Source organism: Enterococcus sp. AZ063, from assembly GCF_051715045.1.
GTDB lineage: Bacteria > Bacillota > Bacilli > Lactobacillales > Enterococcaceae > Enterococcus_D > Enterococcus_D casseliflavus.
The window spans coordinates 1,139,001-1,157,353 of record NZ_JBIOTA010000001.1 but is presented as its reverse complement, the minus strand read 5'-3'; the positions used below and the strand labels follow the sequence as shown (position 1 = coordinate 1,157,353).

13 protein-coding genes are annotated in these 18,353 nt (G+C 46.4%); 5 read left to right on the top strand and 8 right to left on the bottom strand.

Translation table 11 applies throughout. The features are described from left to right. Nucleotides 1-61: 61 nt before the first annotated feature. From IGK61_RS05340 to IGK61_RS05310, 7 genes are all read right to left on the bottom strand, one after another. Nucleotides 62-1,531 carry an ABC transporter substrate-binding protein gene (locus IGK61_RS05340; protein ID WP_005225517.1) on the bottom strand — a complete coding sequence of 490 codons (1,470 nt, stop codon included), beginning with the start codon at nt 1,529-1,531 and terminating at the stop codon, nt 62-64. Between the two features lie 27 nt (nt 1,532-1,558). Beyond that, on the bottom strand, nt 1,559-2,479 hold the full coding sequence (locus IGK61_RS05335) for a carbohydrate ABC transporter permease (protein ID WP_005225516.1): 921 nt from the start codon (nt 2,477-2,479) through the stop codon (nt 1,559-1,561). Between the two features lie 13 nt (nt 2,480-2,492). After that, the gene (locus tag IGK61_RS05330) at nt 2,493-3,374 is read right to left on the bottom strand and encodes an ABC transporter permease (RefSeq protein WP_086294872.1); all 882 of its coding nucleotides are present in this window, start codon (nt 3,372-3,374) and stop codon (nt 2,493-2,495) included. Between the two features lie 240 nt (nt 3,375-3,614). Beyond that, nucleotides 3,615-5,006, bottom strand: a complete 1,392-nt coding sequence (locus tag IGK61_RS05325) for a glycoside hydrolase family 1 protein (protein ID WP_074535015.1) — start codon at nt 5,004-5,006, stop codon at nt 3,615-3,617. Next, complete coding sequence (locus tag IGK61_RS05320; protein ID WP_081091708.1) at nt 4,999-5,874, bottom strand: ROK family protein; 876 nt, start codon at nt 5,872-5,874, stop codon at nt 4,999-5,001. The genes IGK61_RS05325 and IGK61_RS05320 overlap by 8 nt, the downstream gene beginning before the upstream one ends. Nucleotides 5,875-5,877: 3 nt before the next feature. Beyond that, a complete protein-coding gene (locus IGK61_RS05315; protein WP_438844758.1) occupies nt 5,878-8,556 on the bottom strand; it encodes an alpha-mannosidase in 2,679 nt (892 codons plus the stop codon). A gap of 73 nt (nt 8,557-8,629) precedes the next feature. Continuing rightward, entirely contained in the window at nt 8,630-9,919 is a 1,290-nt protein-coding gene (locus IGK61_RS05310; protein ID WP_074535012.1) for a glycoside hydrolase family 125 protein, read from the bottom strand. Nucleotides 9,920-10,074: 155 nt separating this feature from the next. Here IGK61_RS05310 and IGK61_RS05305 point away from each other — a divergent pair, with 155 nt between their 5' ends. Together IGK61_RS05305 and IGK61_RS05300 are read left to right on the top strand one after the other, a co-directional pair. Next, entirely contained in the window at nt 10,075-11,127 is a 1,053-nt protein-coding gene (locus tag IGK61_RS05305) for a GntR family transcriptional regulator (protein ID WP_074535011.1), read from the top strand. Between the two features lie 5 nt (nt 11,128-11,132). Further along, nucleotides 11,133-13,283 (top strand): GH92 family glycosyl hydrolase, encoded by a 2,151-nt coding sequence (locus IGK61_RS05300; protein WP_074535010.1) that lies wholly within the window; start codon nt 11,133-11,135, stop codon nt 13,281-13,283. Between the two features lie 85 nt (nt 13,284-13,368). Here IGK61_RS05300 and IGK61_RS05295 read toward each other — a convergent pair whose 3' ends face one another. Next, a complete protein-coding gene (locus tag IGK61_RS05295; protein ID WP_074535009.1) occupies nt 13,369-14,175 on the bottom strand; it encodes a Cof-type HAD-IIB family hydrolase in 807 nt (268 codons plus the stop codon). Nucleotides 14,176-14,347: 172 nt separating this feature from the next. Here IGK61_RS05295 and IGK61_RS05290 point away from each other — a divergent pair, with 172 nt between their 5' ends. From IGK61_RS05290 to IGK61_RS05280, 3 genes are all read left to right on the top strand, one after another. Further along, complete coding sequence (locus tag IGK61_RS05290; RefSeq protein WP_005225505.1) at nt 14,348-15,343, top strand: ROK family protein; 996 nt, start codon at nt 14,348-14,350, stop codon at nt 15,341-15,343. A gap of 37 nt (nt 15,344-15,380) precedes the next feature. Further along, the gene (locus tag IGK61_RS05285; protein ID WP_074535008.1) at nt 15,381-17,222 is read left to right on the top strand and encodes an FAD/NAD(P)-binding protein; all 1,842 of its coding nucleotides are present in this window, start codon (nt 15,381-15,383) and stop codon (nt 17,220-17,222) included. 191 nt (nt 17,223-17,413) lie between these two features. Beyond that, the gene (locus IGK61_RS05280; protein WP_005225502.1) at nt 17,414-18,352 is read left to right on the top strand and encodes an AAA family ATPase; all 939 of its coding nucleotides are present in this window, start codon (nt 17,414-17,416) and stop codon (nt 18,350-18,352) included. Nucleotide 18,353 lies beyond the last annotated feature (1 nt).

The window sequence follows — 18,353 nt, the reverse complement described above, 5'->3', positions numbered from 1 at the left end:
GTCCTGATGCGTTTAGCCTCCGGCTTACTTGATCTATTGATTGGTGAGCGGCGCCTGTTGCTTATTCTTGGCTTGCACGATACTCATCAAATTGTTTTTGCATTTCATCGCGGACCTTCTCCCAGCCAGCGGTTTTTAATTCTTCGTTTAGTTTCGGAACATTTTCTTCTGGATCGATCGTTCCCGTTGCTAAACTTGCTTTGTAACGGTTCATGACATTGGCGATATTCGTGATTTCTGTTTTCACATTATCAGTCTTGAAGTTGAACCCTAAGATTGGTGATGCTTCAGCGTTAGCAATATTTTCATCACGCTCTTTGATCATATCGTCTGTGATGGATTCTTGTGTATAAAGGATCATGTTGTTCCCAGTGTTCCAAGCAGCCATCCGGGTATTTGGCAAGTAGCCATCAAGGAGACGGATTTTGTTGTCTTCGCCCTCGATTTTTTCCCATGCTTCGCCTTCGACACCCCAAACTAATCCATTCAACAATTCAGGATCGCTGTTCAACAAGCCCAACACTTCTACTGCTTTTTCTTTGTTTTTCGAAACATTCGCTACGACAAAGTTTGCCATTTGCGCTTGTCCGGTTGATTTTAATTGTTTCGTGATTGGACGTGAAACCAATTCATGACCTGCGGCATTGCTTAAGATCGTATCGCCGTAATCCATTGGTCCTTGGGTTTCTTCACGCATGAACCATGTGTTGCCTTCTAATGGGTAACCAGTCGTATTAGTGGCTGCATCAGTTGGGATCAAGCCTTCGTTGTACCATTTGTGCATCAATTTCAAGTTTTCCATTTGTTCATCATCTTCGTATTGATTGATGATCTTCGTTGTATCGCCGTCCAATTTAACAGCAAATGGGTAATCTTTCCCGATCACATAATCATAGTTTCCAGAAACATTAAAGGTTTGTCCGATCGCAAACGGTGCGATGTTTGGTTCTTCTTCTTTAAACTTCTTCAACACGTCTTCGGCATCTGCATAAGATTCGATCCCGCTAATATCCAAATCATATTTATCTAAATACTCTTTATTGAAGGTCAAGACTTGTTGGGCATAAATATTGCCGTTGACTGGAAAGGCATATAATTTTCCGTCGATCGTATTGCCTTTGATATAAGATTCGTCTAATTGATCATACGCTTCTTTGGCATATTTTGGTGCTAACTCCGTCAAATCTGCATACGCGCCTTTTTGCGCATTCGCAACGTAATTTGAGGCAAAGGAAATATCGTAGTTTTCACCCGATGAAATGATGGTGCTCATTTTTTGATCCCAGTCTCCCCAGCCGATGTACTGCAGATCGATGCGAGCGTTGGTTTTTTCTTCAATGCGTTTATTGGCGATCTCCATCAATTGATCAAAGTTTTCTGGCTTGTCCCCGACTTGATACATCAATAAAGTCGTTACGCCGTCTGCATTGTTTTCTGAATCAGATGTTGCGCCGTTCGACCCACAGGCAGCCATTCCCAAAGTTGCCGCTGCGGCCATCCCAGCAAAAGCTGTTTTTTTCCACAAATTCATTTTTGTTTCCTCCCTATACTTATTTGATTATTCTTTGACGCCACCAATTGTCAGACCACCGACAAAATACCGTTGGAAGAATGGATAGGTGATCGCAATCGGTAAAGTTGCAACAACAACGATTGCCATGCGAGCAGTTTCGCTTGGCAAAGCGGCCAAACCGCCTTGGATCTGGGCAGCCATGCCGGAGCTTTTGGCTAGATAGTCCAAGTTGCTTTGAATCCGCATCAAAAGTGCTTGTAACGGCACTAAAGAGTCTTTTTGAATATACAACAATGCATTGAACCAGTCGTTCCAATAGCCAAGAGCGGCAAATAGACTGATCGTTGCGATCCCTGGAACGGCTAACGGCAACACGATGGACAGAAAAATCTTCATTTCGCTGGCACCGTCGATGCGTGCAGATTCTATAATACTATCTGGTACCGTCTTTTTAAAGAAGGTCCGCATAACAAGGATATTAAAAGGCCCTAAGGCAAGGGGTAAAATCAATGCCCAAATCGTGTCTTTCAATTGGATCAAGTTGACCATCACTAAGTAATTGGCAACCATCCCTGGCGCAAACAACATGGTGATCAAAGCGAAGATCGTAAAGAACCGACGGAATGGAAAATTTGAGCGAGAGATGACATAGGCATATAGCGAAGTCATCGTTGCATTGACGAAGGTACCAAAAACAGTGATAAAAATAGATACGCCAAATGCTTGGAAAATTTTGCTGCTCATTTGTCCGCTAAACAGGTAGGTATATGCTGCGAAGGAAAATTCTTGTGGCCAAAAGCGATAGCCGTTTTCTGCCAAAGAGGTTTCACTGGTCAATGAGATCGCGATCACAAAGAGAAACGGCAAGACACAGGAAATCGCGAACAGACCGATCACGATATTAAAAATCAGGTTGACCGTTGGGTTAAAGGAGCGGATCTCGACTTTCGTTACTTTTTTCTTCATTTATCCATCCTCCTTAGAATAATGCTGAATCTGGTTCTAGTTTACGAACAACCAAATTCGCTGTTAGTAATAATAATGCCCCAACCACTGATTGATAAAGGCCGGCAGCTGCGGTCATCCCGAAGTCGCCTGTGGCAGTCAGTCCATTATAAATGTACGTATCTAAAACGGAGGTGACTTGGTACAATGCCCCAGAGTTTCGTGGGACTTGATAGAAAAGTCCGAAGTCGGCACGGAAGATCCCACCGATGTTCAAAATCAACAAGACGGAAATCATTGGAATCAGTTGTGGCAACGTCACATTTTTGATCTGCTGCCATTTGCTGGCGCCATCGACCATCGCAGCTTCGTAATACGTCTGATCGATCCCGACCACTGACGCATAATAGATGATGCTGTTGTAGCCTAAGCTCTTCCAGACATTCATAAAGACGAAAATAAACGGCCACCATTTCGGATCAGCATACCAGTTGATTCCTTCACCGCCCATACCCGTGATCCATTGGTTAATGATCCCTTTGTCTGGACTCAAAAAGGCATAGACAAAGTACGAAATAACCACCCAAGAAAGGAAGTACGGCAACAGGGACATCGTGTGATACACTTTTACCAAGCGCTTATTGCGCAGCTCACTCATAATAATGGCAAAGGCAATCGCAAAGAATAGGTTGAATGCTAAAAATACGATATTGTAGAGTAGGGTATTTCTAGTGATCAGCCAAGCATCATTAGATGCAAATAAAAATTTAAAGTTATCAAAGCCGACCCATGGGCTTTGTTTCAAACTGGCAAAAAAGCCGTCTGGTGAAATGTGGAAATCTTTGAACGCCACCACATTTGCGAATACAGGTATATAGAAAAAAAAGATAAACCAGACAACACCTGGCAAAGCCATCAATATCAATGCTTTGTATTGCCAGACATTCCTCCAAAACCCCTTTTTCTTCACATCTCATCATCTCCTTCATGCTACTAGAATAACGCTTTCATCCCTAAAAAATAAGGAACAAACTAAAGATAAAATGAAACAAATTAAAGGTCTTTGTTTATATTTTGTTTTTATTCTCTAAAAACCTGAAAAACGTCCTACCTTTTGCAAGATAGGACGCTTCATTGATTTGTTTTTTATGAATGATCAGTCGACAAAGCCGTTTTGCTGAATCACTTCGTGGAACCACTCACCAGACTTTTTGATGGTCCGTTTTTGGGTAGCCAAATCGACAGCAATAAACCCGTAACGATTTTTGAATTCATTCAGCCAAGACCAATTGTCCATGCAGGTCCACATGTGATACCCGCGGCACTGGCTGCCTTCTTGGATCGCTTGGTGAACATACCGCAAATGATCTTTGATAAAGGTGATGCGGTACTCATCTTGGATCTGACCGCTGGCATCGATAAAGCGTGTTTCATCTTCGACCCCCATGCCGTTTTCTGAAATATAACAGGGGATATTGCCGTAGTTGTCTCGTAGGTTGATCAAGGTATCATAGATGCCTCGTTCATAGATCTCCCAGCCTCGATGGGGATTGATTTTCTTTTCTGGCCAATCATACACATCGAAGTAATCTTCTGGCATTGGTGTGTCCGCTGTTTTGGCAGAACGCTTTTGCTGCACCCGCCGTGGCTGATAATAGTTGACCCCCAAGAGATCGACCGTGTTTTCTTTAATGATCTGCAAATCTTCTGCCCTGGTTTCTGGCATGATCGCCAACTCGTTTAAGACAGCGATCAATTCTACAGGAAAGGTGCCTTTGACCGCTGGATCTAAGAAGGATCGGTTAAAAAAGGCATCTGCCAGTTGCGCCGCTTGGACATCTTTTTCATCGTTCGGATCTTTCGGATAAGTCGGTGTCAAATTCAAGATGATGCCGATTTCGCCTGATTGCTGAGATTGACGGAAGCGTTGGATCGCTAAGGCGCTGGCGAGTGCTTCATGGTAGCCGACTTGCACCGCATGTGCCATGTTGATTTCTGCTGGGTAATGCTGTTGATACAAATACCCCATCTCCACTGGCACGATCGGTTCATTTTGCGTGAACCAATGACGGACTTGATCACCGAACAATTCAAAACACAAAGCGGCATAATCTGCAAATGCTGTGACTGTCTCGCGATTGAGCCAGCCGCCTTCTTTTTGCAGTGCCATCGGCATATCAAAATGATACAAATTGATGAAGGGCTCGATGCCATGATCGATCAAAGTGGCGAAGTACTCGCGATAAAACGTCACCGCTTGTTGATTGACCGCCCCTCTTCCTTCTGGCAGCAAGCGACTCCACTGGATCGAGGTTCGAAAAGAATTAAAGCCGATCTCTTTCATCAACGCCACATCTTCTGGGTAACGCTGCAGCAGCTGGACGGTATCTTTTGGTCCCCGTTTTTGATAAAAACGTTCTGGCTCCGTTGCGTACCAATAGTCCCAAATCGAATCGCCTTTGCCATCATCGGCCGTTCGTCCTTCAGTTTGCGGACCGCTGGCGGCGGCTCCCCACCAAAAATCTTTAGGAAAATGCAAGTTAGTCATGGGCAGTCACCTGCTCTTTGCCTAACAAGAGACAGCCGATAATCCCGCTTTTGTTCGGCAAGCCCCAAGTGACGATGTAGTCTTCCACTGGTGGTGTCTCCATATAGCCTGCCATTTGTTTTTGGAAGGCTTGTTGGATTTGAGCGAGTAGATGCGGCTGATTCATGACCCCGCCGCCTAAAATGATTTTCTCAGGTGCTAAGGTCAACGTGATATTGACCAGCGCTTGCCCTAGATAAAAGGCCTGCAACCCCCAAATCTCGTGCGCTTGCGGCAAGTCTTGTCCTTTGATCCCCGTACGTCCTTCTAAAGAAGGCCCTGCGGCTAATCCTTCCAGACAGTCGCCGTGATACGGGCAGGTGCCAGCATACGTATCTTCACTGTGGCGTTTGACATAGGTATGACCGATTTCTGGATGACCGATCCCCTCGAAAATCTTTCCTTCACGAACGACTCCTGCGCCAATGCCGGTTCCTACTGTCAAATAGACACAGCTGTCTTTGCCTTGCGCCGCTCCTTGGCGTAATTCCCCATAAGCGGCAGCATTGACATCTGTTGTCCAAGCAAATGCTGTCTCTGGGTAGCGCTTCTTCAATGCACCGAGAAAATCGAACTGCTGCCAGCCCTGTTTCGGCGTCGCTAATATGTGGCCATAGGTCGCTTGGGTTGGATCGATCCCGATCGGACCAAAGGAACCGACCCCTAATGACACGAGATCGTAGGGATCGAAAAAGGCAAAGATCGCCGCTAACGTTTCCTCTGGTGTTGTCGTTGGGATCGACTCTTGGGCGATAATCGTCAACTGGTCATCGGCAACGGCACAAATCATTTTGGTGCCGCCGGCTTCAATTCCTCCATAAACCATCATTACTCACTCCTTTACTCCAATGGTACGAATTTCATATGGGTGTAATTGCTCATTGACGGTCGATGCTTGTTCTTCCTCTAAAAGGTTCAACAGACAGAGCGTCGCCTGCTCTTTTTGCACGTGAAAGGCAGTGGCTTGATTCGCCAAATTATAGCCCCGCAAAACGATCTGCTGGTCTTGGCGATTGCGTTTTAAGGCGGTGATAGCTACCGTCGATCCATGAGCTTCCATGTATTGGTTGCTGCTAGCTAGCTTGCCTTGATGCTTGTCGGTCTGACTTGCCGTCCAAGGAACTTGGGCAGCTTGTGCTTGGCGATACGTTTCATAACGTTCTTCAGGAGCCCCATGACAGGCTACGCCGTATTCAAAGGTGTGGCTGCCTAAGCATTGCGCTTCTGGTGTTGGGAAGTAGCCCCAATCGCCTAGCTCTCCCGTACAGCGCAACAAGGTCAAGCAGATCTGATCCTTCACGATTTCATATTCGTTCAAACCAAAATTAGAAACCGTCATGCCGCTAGTTTCATCATGCAAGTTGACAAAGGCGTGCTGATGCTGCGGATTTGTTGGGTTTTCCCAATGACTGGAAACCTGATTCGGCCGTTTTACGACTTCATAAATGCTGTCCGCTTCATGGAAATCCGTGATGATCCCTGTTGGGAATAACACCCGCAGTCGGTGATCTTTGCTTTGGTTGTTGACGGTGGTTTTAAATGCCAGGTGGTTGCTGGTTCGTTCTAAGCGAATCTCCGTCTCGATCTTGAAAGCAACCAATTCTTGACTCCGCTGTGCCTTACGGAAACGGAAATCGACAACAGCTTTTTGTTCTTCTAACAAACGGTCGTCTGCTGAAACGGGAATCTGCAATTCTTGCGTCAGTCGCACGATTCCAACCAATGGATCGTTTTGTTCGATCGTCACGTGATGCGGAAATTGCGTCGATAAGATTGCTTGATCCCCTTCTGGTTGTTTGAAGATGTACTCATTGGCGATATCCCCCACATCCTCGAAAACCAGTAAATTGCGATACGTTTTTTGGGTTGCTTTGTCTGTAATCGCCAAGCTGCCGTTTTCAGTAATGACGGCTTCCAAATGTGCGTTGGCAAGTTTACGCCCTCCTTCTGAAACGATCGGTGCGCTCTCTACTGGCGTAGCGGCTTTTTCCACTAGGGCAAAGGTCTGCCATGAAAATTCTGGCAACTGGTTTGCTTCTACTTGAACCGTGACAAAGCGTTTCATGAAAGGAATCCGAAAGGCATCTTTAGGCAATTCATAGTCAAAAAGGACCTCTTCTTCACTGATGATCGCAGCAACAGGGTTCCCCTGTTCATTGATCACCGAATAAGAACCTTTTGGCTTCGCCAATAATTCGTGGTAAAGCTTGCTTGGCAATCCTTCACGGAATGTTTTACGCTCAAGTTCGATCACGACTTCCACTAAACCAGAACGGGTGCTGCCAGTGGTGTTGAAGACCACAAAGGGACGACTCTCCTCAGGAAACTGGCTCGTGTCGATGGCGGCTACTAAATTGCGTAACGCTTCATCTGCCACGAACTTACCAATTTCATTGGCTTTTTCAAACCGCGGCATCATTTCTCGGTGTACCTCGTCCACTGAACAGCCGCAGATACTGTCGTGAGGATGATTTTGCATCAGGGTTTTCCACGCATGATCCAACATATCGTGAGGATAGCTGCCGCTTGCTTCATAAGCCATAGTTGCTAATGGTTCAGCGACATTTTCTAATTGGCGGGAAACCTTTGTATTCCATTGTTTCAGATAGACTCGGGAAGAGGCGGTATTGGCTAGAGTATACCAACCATCGGTTTCTTGACTGGTCAATTCACCTGTGACAGTTCCTAGGTCATCTGGCAGATCTGCTTGCACCGCTTCAAGGTATTCGGTAAAGCTGGCGTGTTTGAATTCATACTCTGGGAAAAGCTCGTTGGCTGTACGAATCGCTGCCGAAATGTCTTTTTGGACAGGTTGATGATCGACCCCATTCATCATTAAGTAATGATTGGTGGCACCAAATTTTTCTACATCTTGCAGTTTTTGTGTCCAAAAAGCTTTGGCTTCTGCTTTATCCACTGGAATCTCATTGCCATTGGAGTACCAGTTGGCAAAGAGTAGACCAAAGATTTGACTGCCATCTGGACCTTCCCAATGCATTTCAGAATATTGGGAAGTAAATTGATCATCGGGTAAAACTTCGTTGTCAAAGCCGATCGGTTTGACGCCACGTCCAAATGCAGCACTTTCAAGATTGGCTTGCAGCATCATTTGCGGGGTTTGCCCCATATTGCCGAAAGTATCTGGGAAATACCCCAACATAACAGGGGTGCCCCACTTTTTGCTTTCTGCCATTCCAATCAGCATATTACGGGTGTTTGATTCAGCACTGATCAAAAAGTCATCTTGCAAAATATAAAACGGACCGATCTGTAATTTTCCTTGTTTGATGGCCGCTTTGACCGCTTCGCGTTTTTCAGGTCGCACTTCTAAATAGTCATCCAAGATGATCGTCTGCCCATCTAGATGGAAGCTGTGGAACTCAGGGTCATTTTCAATTAACTCTAAAAGATCATCCATCAATTCAACTAGCCGCATGTGATGCTGTTCGTAAGGCATGTACCATTCCCGATCCCAGTGGCTGTGTGAGATGATATAAACTTGTTTCTTCATTGATTTTTACTCCTCGCTGTTTGCGTCGTTGGACTGCTTTTTGTGTCACTCGAATGGTGGTGGGTCGTGCTGCTTATTTTTCCACTCGGATATCGAAATAATCCATGACCAATTCACAAAACATCATATTCGCCCACGAGAACCATTCTCTCGTGTATTGCGAAGGATCATCGACATCGAACCCTTCATGCATCAAATTTGTACCCGCATCTGTCGCCACTAACTGATCCAAAATTCGTTTCTTTTCTTCTTTGTCAGTGGTGGTCATGCCTTCCATTGCCATGGCGATCGGCCACACATAATTTTCTGGCGTATGAGAGCTACCAATGCCTTTGGCGTATTTGCCTTCATAGAAATACGGATTTTCACTGCTCAACAACGTTTTACGGGTTTGAAGATAAAGGGGATCTTCCATGCTGCCATACCCCAAGTAAGGGGCGGCGATCAAATTCGGCACATTGCTGTCATCCATCAGGGTGCCATTGCCGAATCCATCCACTTCATAGGCGTAGACTTCTTCGCCAGCTTGGTTCGTGGTCAACCCATATGCTTTAATCCCTGCTTCGATGTCTGCTTGTAGTTTTTTCGCTTGTGCCACGACCGCTGTGTCTTCTAAAACTGTCGTAAAGATTTCTTGGATATAGCCTAAGACCACCACCGCAAACATATTGGAGGGAATCAAATAGCCGTATTTGCAGGCATCATCACTTGGTCGAAAGCCTGACCAAGTCAAGCCGACGGGTTTCACTGGTGCGCCTTTGCCGTCATGAGTCAAGGTATCTTCTTTTCGCCAGGTATCCCGTTCAAAGCGATATGGAGATTCCTCATGGTTTTGTTCTGTCACAAACACCTCTAAGGCTTTTTTGATGCCTGTTACAAAATCATCATTGAACTGATCGGTTCTGCCTGTGTTTTTATATAGCAGATAGGCCAGTTGGATCGGATAACACAAAGAGTCGATCTCATATTTGCGTTCCCAGATCCAATCGTTCATTTCTGTATCGTCTGTTTGGTGGCCAGCGCCATTGGCTGATTCGTTAAAGGCATTTGCGTAAGGATCGATCGTAATATAGTAGAATTGCTTCTTGACTAACCCGCTGATCATGCTTGCTAAGTCTTCATCTTCTTTGGCGATCACCAAATACGGACGAACTTGTGCAGTGGAATCTCGCAGCCACATCGCTGGAATATCCCCCGTCAGTAAAAAGGTCGTGCCATCCTCATGACGCTTGACCGTCGTTAATAGTGTATTGGCGAAAGCTGCGTTAAAATTTTTCGCCCAATCGGCATGCGTTTCTCCGCATAGATCCGTAATCGTTTCCATAAATGTTGCTACTGAAGTTGGTATTTCTTTATAAACCATTCCATCACCTTCCCTGATTTGATATATCAATTTACGAACCTAGTATATCATGAATTAATTGAATGTCTAGAGCTTTTTCAAAATAATTAAAGGGTTTTCATTTTTATTGGTTTATGGTATGCTAACAAATATGATATATCAAAAGGGGTTTTCTTATGAAACAACCATTATATAAAAAAATTTACGCGGAGCTTCACGAAGCCATCGTTGAAGGGCGATTAGCGCCGGGCAGTCGTGTCCCTACTGAAAAAGAACTATCTGAACAATACCAAGTCAGTCGGATCACCTCTAAAAGAGCCTTGACGGAACTGGAACAAAATCAGCTGATCTATCGCGTGCAAGGCAGCGGTAGCTTTGTCCGAGAATTGAAGGAAAAAAAAGCGACTGGACGAATTTTGTTTGTCTTGCCCTTTGCCAATGATCTCTCTTTAGGAAACTTTACCGAAGGCATTTACCCCGTGATGCAAGAACACGGCTTTGAACTTTTGATGACACCAGTGGATTATTTGGAAAAAACGACGGCAGCTGAGCTGATGCAAGAATTCGACGGCCTGATCTATTACGCCAGCAATACGTTTTCTTACTATGACTTGCTGTTCGAATGTGCTGAAAAGCACTTTCCTATCGTGACCTTAGATAAAAAGCTGCATGAGTTTGATTTTCCAGCGGTGATGCCAGATAACTTTCAAGGTGGACAGCTAGCCACGGAGCATTTACTTGCGTTGGGGCATCAACGGATCGCTTATATTTTTGGTGATACCCATCATCCGCAATCCGTCCGTCAGCGTTATCTAGGTTACATCGATGCGCTGAAAAAAGCCCAAAGAACCTTTCGCACCAAGCTCGACGACACGGCTGCCAGCATCGCAAATGCGCTTGCCTACTTGGAAGAACATCAGGTCACGGCAGCCGTCTGTGAAAATGACTTGATCGCCATCGAATTGATGCGTGCTTTGCGCCAAGCAGATTTGCACGTCCCTGCCAACATTTCCCTGGTTGGTTTCGATAATATCCAAGCCGCTGGCCTCGTTGATCCAGCACTAACGACTATCGGGCAGAATTTTGCCGAGATGGGGCGCTTGGCAGGAAACCAAGTGATTGAGAAAATCAACGCTGCGAAGGCAGCAACCCCAGTACCAACGGAGACGACCACCCATCTAGTGGCGGTTTCTTTGATCAAAAGAGAATCAACCCAATTAAAGGAGTGAACCAAGTGAACGTATCAATGATCGACACACGACACGGAACAGACAACCAATATAGTTTTTCCCACGGCAACTGCCTGCCTTATACAGGGGTTCCTTTTGGCATGAACTACTTTGCCCCGCAAACCAGCGATCAACGCGGCAGTTGGTGGTTTCATCCAGAAGATCGAACCTTTCAGGGCTTTCGCATCACCCATCAGCCTAGCCCATGGATGGGAGATTTCAGCCATCTGACGATGCTGCCGATAAACGGCACGCTTTCTGAAAATACCCTTTTCCATGCGCAAAGCTCGTATCGTCCCGAAGAAAGCACCTTTAATCCAGCCTTTCTTAAAATCAAGACGCAGCGGTATTTAACAACAACGACTTTGATCCCCAGCATGTATGGCGGTGTGCTGACTATTGAAAACTGCGGGGATCAGCCGGGTCTTGGCTTGTCACTGCCGGGTGACTATGTCTTAGAGCAGTTGGATGAACAGACAGTGGCTGGTCAACTGATCGTATTTTCAGGGTGCGAAGATGAACGCTTCACCTTCCATTTCGTCTATCGTTTTGAAACACCCATCATGGCGATCGAAGGTGCCTTGACAGGCAAAGAAGCCTTCGTCGTTCTCCGCTTTGATGATTGCCAAACACAGACGATCCGTTTTGCGACCTCGTTTCTCAGCCGCGAACAAGCTTGTTTGAACTTGCAACGGGAACAGCAATGGGCTCCTGCCGATTATCTGGCTTCTGTCCAACAGCAATGGAATCATTTTTTGCAAAAAATCGAGATTGAGCATCACGATCAAACACAAGTTTCTACTTTTTATCATAATTTTTATCGCTTATTCTTGTTTCCTCAAACCTTCTTCGAAATCGATCAAGAGGGCCGCAAAATGCATTGGGATACCTTGGCAAAAGCGATCAAACCAGGACCACTGTATACAAACAACGGCTTTTGGGATACGTATAAAACTGTCTACCCGCTCTTTTCACTCTTGGCTGTCGAACAATTGGAAGACATGCTGGAAGGCTTTTTGAACAGTTATCGTGAAAGCGGCTTTTTACCAAAATGGCTATCGCCAGATGAGCGTGGATTGATGCCAGGGACGCTGATCGATGCCGTGATCGCTGATGCCGCAGTAAAAGGCATTCGTCCCGATTTGATGCCCGAATTTTTAGCAGCGATGAAAAAAGGCGCCACCGTCCAAAGTGAAAATCCCAATTATGGTCGGCGCGGCACGACGGACTATTTGACTTACGGGTATGTGCCATTGACGCATCATGAATCGGTCAATCACACCCTTGATTATTGTTACAGTGATTTTTGTATTTCACAAGTCGCGCAACAGCTGGGTGACGAGCAAGCAGACTATTATCAGCAGCAATCGCAAAACTACCGCAACATTTTCGATCAGGAAACTGGCTTTATGCGGGCAAAAGATCCCGATGGTGCCTTTCGTCCAGAATTCAGTGACACACGCTGGGGCTTGGATTATGCAGAAGGCAGTGCGTGGCAAAGCAGTTTTGCTGTTTACCATGATTTCGCTGGTTTGATCGCCGAACACGGCGGCAAAGCGGCTTTTGAAGCAAAACTGATCGACTTGTGCAATCAAGAACCTCGCTATACAACAGAAGGCTACGGCTTTGAGATCCATGAAATGAGCGAGATGGCCGCACTCGATTTTGGTCAGCTGGCGATCTCCAATCAACCAAGCTTCCACTATCCGTATCTATTCAGCTATTTGGGCAAACCAGAAATGGCACAGCCCTTGATTAAGCAGCTATTGACACAATGCTTCAATGACTCGCCCAAAGGCTTTCCTGGCGATGAAGACAACGGTAGCATGGCTGGTTGGTACATCTTCAACTCCTTGGGCTTTTATCCAGTCACACCAGGGACGGGGGAATATGTCATCGGCATGCCATTATTTGATCAAGCAACACTACATCTTGCTTCAGGCAAAGACTTAGTGATCAAGAGCACGCCCAATGCGCCGCAACAGCTCTTCGTGGATAAAATCACATTGAACGAAGACCCCTTCGAGCGATTGTTTTTCACCCACCAAGAATTGACTGCCGGTGGTACATTGAACTTCCAGCTAGGTATCGTCCCTCGCAGCAAAGAGTGGTCAGCCGATGCCTATCCTTATAGCGTCAGTCAACCACATGCATAACGAAAAAACCGCTCCTTAGCAACAGGCAGCACTCTACTTTCAGTCAAATGAAAGTACGTGCTATCCCTGCTAGGGAGCGGTTTTTTTATTGGTTCATTTGTAGCGGTAACAGACGTTCGATGGTTTTCAGCACGCCATTTTCATCGTTTGACTTGGTCACAAACGCTGCCGCTGCCTTGACTTCCTCAAAGGCATTGCTCATGGCGAAACTAAACGTGCCAGCTGCCATCAACTCCAAATCGTTCAAGCCATCGCCGAAGACCATAGTCTCTTCTGGTGTGACGTGCAGCAATTCTTGCAAGTGTGCCACAGTCGTTCCTTTGTGGACGCCTTGATTGGTGATATCGATCCAAGCGGCTTCCGAAGCCACGATGTAGGCGTCGTTTGTAAACTCGCCTAACTGTTGGACATGCTCAAAGCAACGTAGTTTGGGATCAAAAATAGTGAGCTTCACAAAATCTTCTGTGATGGTTTGATAATCCGCCACCGTTTTGACCACCCGATAAGAGCCCCGAACTTTCTGGGCATCTGCTTCATTGGTCGTTTCCGCAATGTACGCCGCAGTCGGTGTACAGGCGATGATCACATGATCTTGCGCAATCGCAGCGAGCCTCGCAATGATCCGCCGCCCTAATTCGTTTGGCAGCAGTGATTCAAAGATGTATTCGCCTTGATGTTTGATGCGGGTCGCGCTATCCCCAAGAATCCAAACATCCGCTGCTGCTTCACCAAACAGTTCTTCCACTCGTTCACACTGTTTGCCGGTACACGCAGCAAAAGCAACACCCGCTTCTTTCATTTGTTGGCTGACTTGTTCATAATAAGGCCGATCAAAACTGCCTTGGCTGTTCAAAAATGTGCCGTCTAAATCTGTGATGACTAATTTGATCATACGTTTCTCTTCCCCTCTACCTCGTGTCCTCTTTATGGCGAATCACTTAATTAACATTGTTAATTAAGTATACTTATTTTCAAGTTTTCCGTCAAGTCAGTCTTTTAAAAACTTTACATCGTTTCATCCCGTCGGTATACTTAATTAAATCACTTCATTAAGGAGAACACCTATGGCTTCTACCACCCATTCCATTCGCCAGCAAAACAAACAGCTGGTTTTAAAAACCTTATTTCAAAACGGGGCATTATTCGCCTCCGATTTAGTAAAGAAAACCGGCATCAGCATGGTCACCACTAACTCATTATTAAAAGAATTGTTGGCAGAGGAAGAAATCACTAAAGGTCCGCTGGAGCAAAAAGAGCTAGGGCGGCCTGCTGTGACCTATCAGCTCAACCAAGACCGAGGCCATTCTCTTTTGCTTAGCTTTATTGATCACGATGGTTCCTTGGCTCTTTGGTCCATGCTGATCGACCGCAAGGGGAAGGTTTTGGCAAAACACGACCAGCCGTTTCCTGATGTTGCCCCTCATCGCTTTCAAGAATGTGTAACGAACGAGCTAGCATTATTTCCCTCTGTGGAACAGATCGCCCTCTTTTTACCAGGAAAAATCAGTGGAGGAACCGTGACTTCCAGCTGGTATGAAAAATTCAATGGCTGGCAGCTGGCAGCTCTCGTGGCAGAGGTCACTGCACTGCCCTTCTACTGTCAAAACGATGCCCATATTTTAACGATCGGCTATTGCATCGCCCAACAGATCTCTTTGCAGCAAACCATCGTCGGCATGTACAATCCCGAAAAAAGCATGCCTGGTATCACGCTCCTGGTCAATGGTGCACTTTTAGAAGGAAAAGATGCCCTAGCAGGAGAAGCAAAATTTTTGCCCGGCTACTTGGATCAAGGGGCACCGCAAGACCGCACGGCTTTGGTTCAGCGTCTGACAAGCTTACTGCCATTTTACAATGCAGCTTTTGCCCCCCACTGTATTATTTTAGCCAGCAGTGATGCAGTAAAAACCGATCTCTTAGACGCGATCCAAAAAAATCCATTGCTGCAGCAACAACCCAATCAGCCTGCTTTCCATTATATCGATGCTATCGAGGAAGCCATGGTGCTAGGCATGCACTGGCTGATTTTCCGCAAGACACCTTTTGACTTAGCCCGTTGATGACACAAAGACCATAGAATAATTGAGGCGGTGTGATATGAAAATAGCTATCATTGGTGCTGGTCCTCGTGGACTTTCACTTTCAGAACGACTGATCGCTCATAGCAAACAAAACAAACAAGCCATCGACTTGCTGCTGTTTGATCCCTTTCTTCCTGGGGCAGTTTGGCGCACGGACCAATCGGCGGATCTGCTATTGAATTCTGTAACCAGTCAAGTCACCCTTTTCACGGATGACACATTAAGCACCGGCGGTCCCGTGGTCAAAGGACCTACCTTATACGAATGGGCAGTGACAGAAGGGAAACATTTCGCAGCCACGCATGCTCCTGAGCTCGTTGCGGAATGCACAGCACTTGATTCACTTGATCCTAACGGGCATTGCTCGCGGGCGTTATATGGCCTCTATCAGCAGTGGTTTTATCAGCAGCTATTAAAAGAGCTGCCTGAATCCATTACCGTCAACCATCTGTCAGACAGTGTCAGCTCCTTGACCCCTCTTTCCAAAAATCGCTACCAGTTGACGACGGCTCACCAAACATTTCTTGTTGATGCCGTCGTCTTAGCTACAGGCCATTCACAAGCCCAACTGTCAGCAGCAGAACAACGATTGGCGGCTGCCGCAGAAAATAATGGCTGGTTTTATGCACCGCCAGCCAATGCGGCAGATACGGATCTAACGGCGGTGAAAGCTGGCGAACCTGTGATTTTACGGGGACTAGGACTTGCCCTTTACGATTACGTCACCCGCTTGACCAGCGGTCGGGGCGGCACCTTCGTCAAAGTCAATGGATCCCTCGTCTATCAACCTTCTGGTGAAGAACCACAAATCATCGCAGGTTCTCGTCGGGGTGTCCCGTATCATCCTCGTGGCCGCAATCAAAAAACACCGACGCAGCAGCGAAAGCCCGTTTTTTTGACCCCTGAACGCCTCGCTGCTTGGCAAGCAGCCAAAACGGTTGCTGGCAAGACCCTGCTCTTCTATTTAAAAAAAGAGGCAGAACTCGTCTATTATCAGACGCTGCTTTTAGAAACACAGCTGCTGGACAAAGATCAGCTTGCCGCTTTTACCGCCGCCTTTGTTGCCTCTGAAGGATCTGAAGACTTGCTGAAAAAATGGCAGCTTCCTACGACGGAGTGGTGGTCATGGCAACAACTAGCCGACCCCTTTGCTCAGAAAAAGCAACAGTCGTTGCAAGACTTTTTCATTGCACTATTACGTACCCAAATCCAAGATGCCGAAAAAGGCAATCTAACAGGACCTATCAGCAGTGCCTTGGAAGTCTTCAAAGACCTGCGGGACCCGATTCGGTTTGTTCTCGATCATCAGCTAATGCCAGTACAAGACTTGAAAACACTCTTTTGGCAGTCTTTCGTTCCCTTGAACAGCTTTTTATCGATCGGTCCGCCGGTTCAGCGACTGCAGGAACTGGTGGCATTGATGGAAGCGGGAGTGGTGACCTTACTAGGTCCTGACATGACTGTTGAGATCGAGGAGGCTTACTGTACGTATTCAAAGCGATTTGACGACACACGCTATCACGCGACGCAACTAATTGAGGCTCGCATTCCATCGACAGCGATTCGTCGAACCAACAATTCCTTGTTGCGGCAACTGCTAAACGATCGGATTATTCACCCGCACCAGTTGGCGATCCCCAATGAGGTGCCTTTTGAGACGGGTGCGATCGCCATCGATCCTGAGACCAATCAGATCCTTGGGCCAGATGACCGCCCTTACCCTACCCTCTATTGTTTTGGGATTCCCACAGAAGGCATCCACTGGCTGACGGCTGCCACTGCTCAGCCAGGAACCGATGCTTGGAATTTACGGCAGGCAGACCAGATCGCCGCTGACCTCTTGCACCACACCTTCTAGTCGCTTCTGTTCTATCAAACGCAAACTTCCGAGGAAACGCTTCGGAAGTTTTTTGTTTTTCTTTCGCAAATCCGCAGAAAGGATTTCTCTTTTTTGAATATTCTTGAAATTTTCTTTAATTGTTACACGAAAATTGCGACTGTCCTAGAAAACCGTTACAATGGAAGAAACGAACGTAGGGAGGTTATCAGATGACCGCTGAATTACAAAAAATAGATGCCTTGATCGCAGAAGTGGAAAAAGTGATTTTAGGCAAACGAGATGTGATCCAATTTACCGTGGCTGCGCTGCTTGCTGGCGGACACGTTTTATTCGAAGATATCCCTGGTGTTGGGAAAACGATGTTGGTCAAATCGTTAGCCAAAGCCATTCAAAGTGACTACAAACGGGTACAGTTTACCCCAGACCTTTTACCTAACGATGTGTTAGGTGTGTCGATTTTTAATTCCCAAAGCCACCAGTTCGAGTTTCGTCCTGGCCCGATCTTCACCTCCGTCCTCTTGGCAGATGAGATCAACCGAACCACACCAAGGACGCAAGCCTCACTCTTAGAAGCCATGTCAGAAAATCATGTCACCATCGACAATCAAACGTACCCATTGAGTCCCCACTTTTTTGTTTTAGCCACGCAAAATCCAATCGAGTATGAAGGAACGTATCCTTTGCCTGAAGCCCAATTGGATCGTTTTTTGTTCCGCCTGCATATCGGTTACCCAGATTTTCAAGATGAGCTCGCCCTCTTGACTGGAAAACGACAGCAAAGCTTGGATCAGATCCAAACCATTTTACATGCTGATGAAGTGACCGCTTTAAAAGCGATGGTCGATGACGTGTATGTCGATGAGCGGGTCGCCCGTTACGCATTGCAGCTGGTTCAAGCGAGCCGTCAGCATAATGCCATTGACCTTGGTATCAGTCCTCGTGGTGGGATCGCCTTCTTAAAAGGGGCAAAAGCGTTAGCGTTGACGGAAGGTCGGACCTTTGTCACGCCGCAAGACTTGCAGCGAATTTTACCAGCAGTCTTCGGTCATCGTTTATTACTGAAAGGTGGCGTTCATGCCAGCACGGAGACCCTTTCAGACTTGATGAAACAGATGATCCAACGAGTGCCTGTCCCAACGAGGAGATAGC

Coding starts and splice junctions, on each gene's coding strand:
- IGK61_RS05325 (WP_074535015.1), bottom strand. CDS start 5,006: ATGACTAACTTGCATTTTCCTAAAGATTTTTGGTGGGGAGCCGCCGCC.
- IGK61_RS05285 (WP_074535008.1), top strand. CDS start 15,381: ATGAAAATAGCTATCATTGGTGCTGGTCCTCGTGGACTTTCACTTTCA.
- IGK61_RS05310 (WP_074535012.1), bottom strand. CDS start 9,919: ATGGTTTATAAAGAAATACCAACTTCAGTAGCAACATTTATGGAAACG.
- IGK61_RS05295 (WP_074535009.1), bottom strand. CDS start 14,175: ATGATCAAATTAGTCATCACAGATTTAGACGGCACATTTTTGAACAGC.
- IGK61_RS05290 (WP_005225505.1), top strand. CDS start 14,348: ATGGCTTCTACCACCCATTCCATTCGCCAGCAAAACAAACAGCTGGTT.
- IGK61_RS05330 (WP_086294872.1), bottom strand. CDS start 3,374: ATGGCTTTGCCAGGTGTTGTCTGGTTTATCTTTTTTTTCTATATACCT.
- IGK61_RS05335 (WP_005225516.1), bottom strand. CDS start 2,479: ATGAAGAAAAAAGTAACGAAAGTCGAGATCCGCTCCTTTAACCCAACG.
- IGK61_RS05280 (WP_005225502.1), top strand. CDS start 17,414: ATGACCGCTGAATTACAAAAAATAGATGCCTTGATCGCAGAAGTGGAA.
- IGK61_RS05305 (WP_074535011.1), top strand. CDS start 10,075: ATGAAACAACCATTATATAAAAAAATTTACGCGGAGCTTCACGAAGCC.
- IGK61_RS05340 (WP_005225517.1), bottom strand. CDS start 1,531: ATGAATTTGTGGAAAAAAACAGCTTTTGCTGGGATGGCCGCAGCGGCA.
- IGK61_RS05315 (WP_438844758.1), bottom strand. CDS start 8,556: ATGAAGAAACAAGTTTATATCATCTCACACAGCCACTGGGATCGGGAA.
- IGK61_RS05320 (WP_081091708.1), bottom strand. CDS start 5,874: ATGATGGTTTATGGAGGAATTGAAGCCGGCGGCACCAAAATGATTTGT.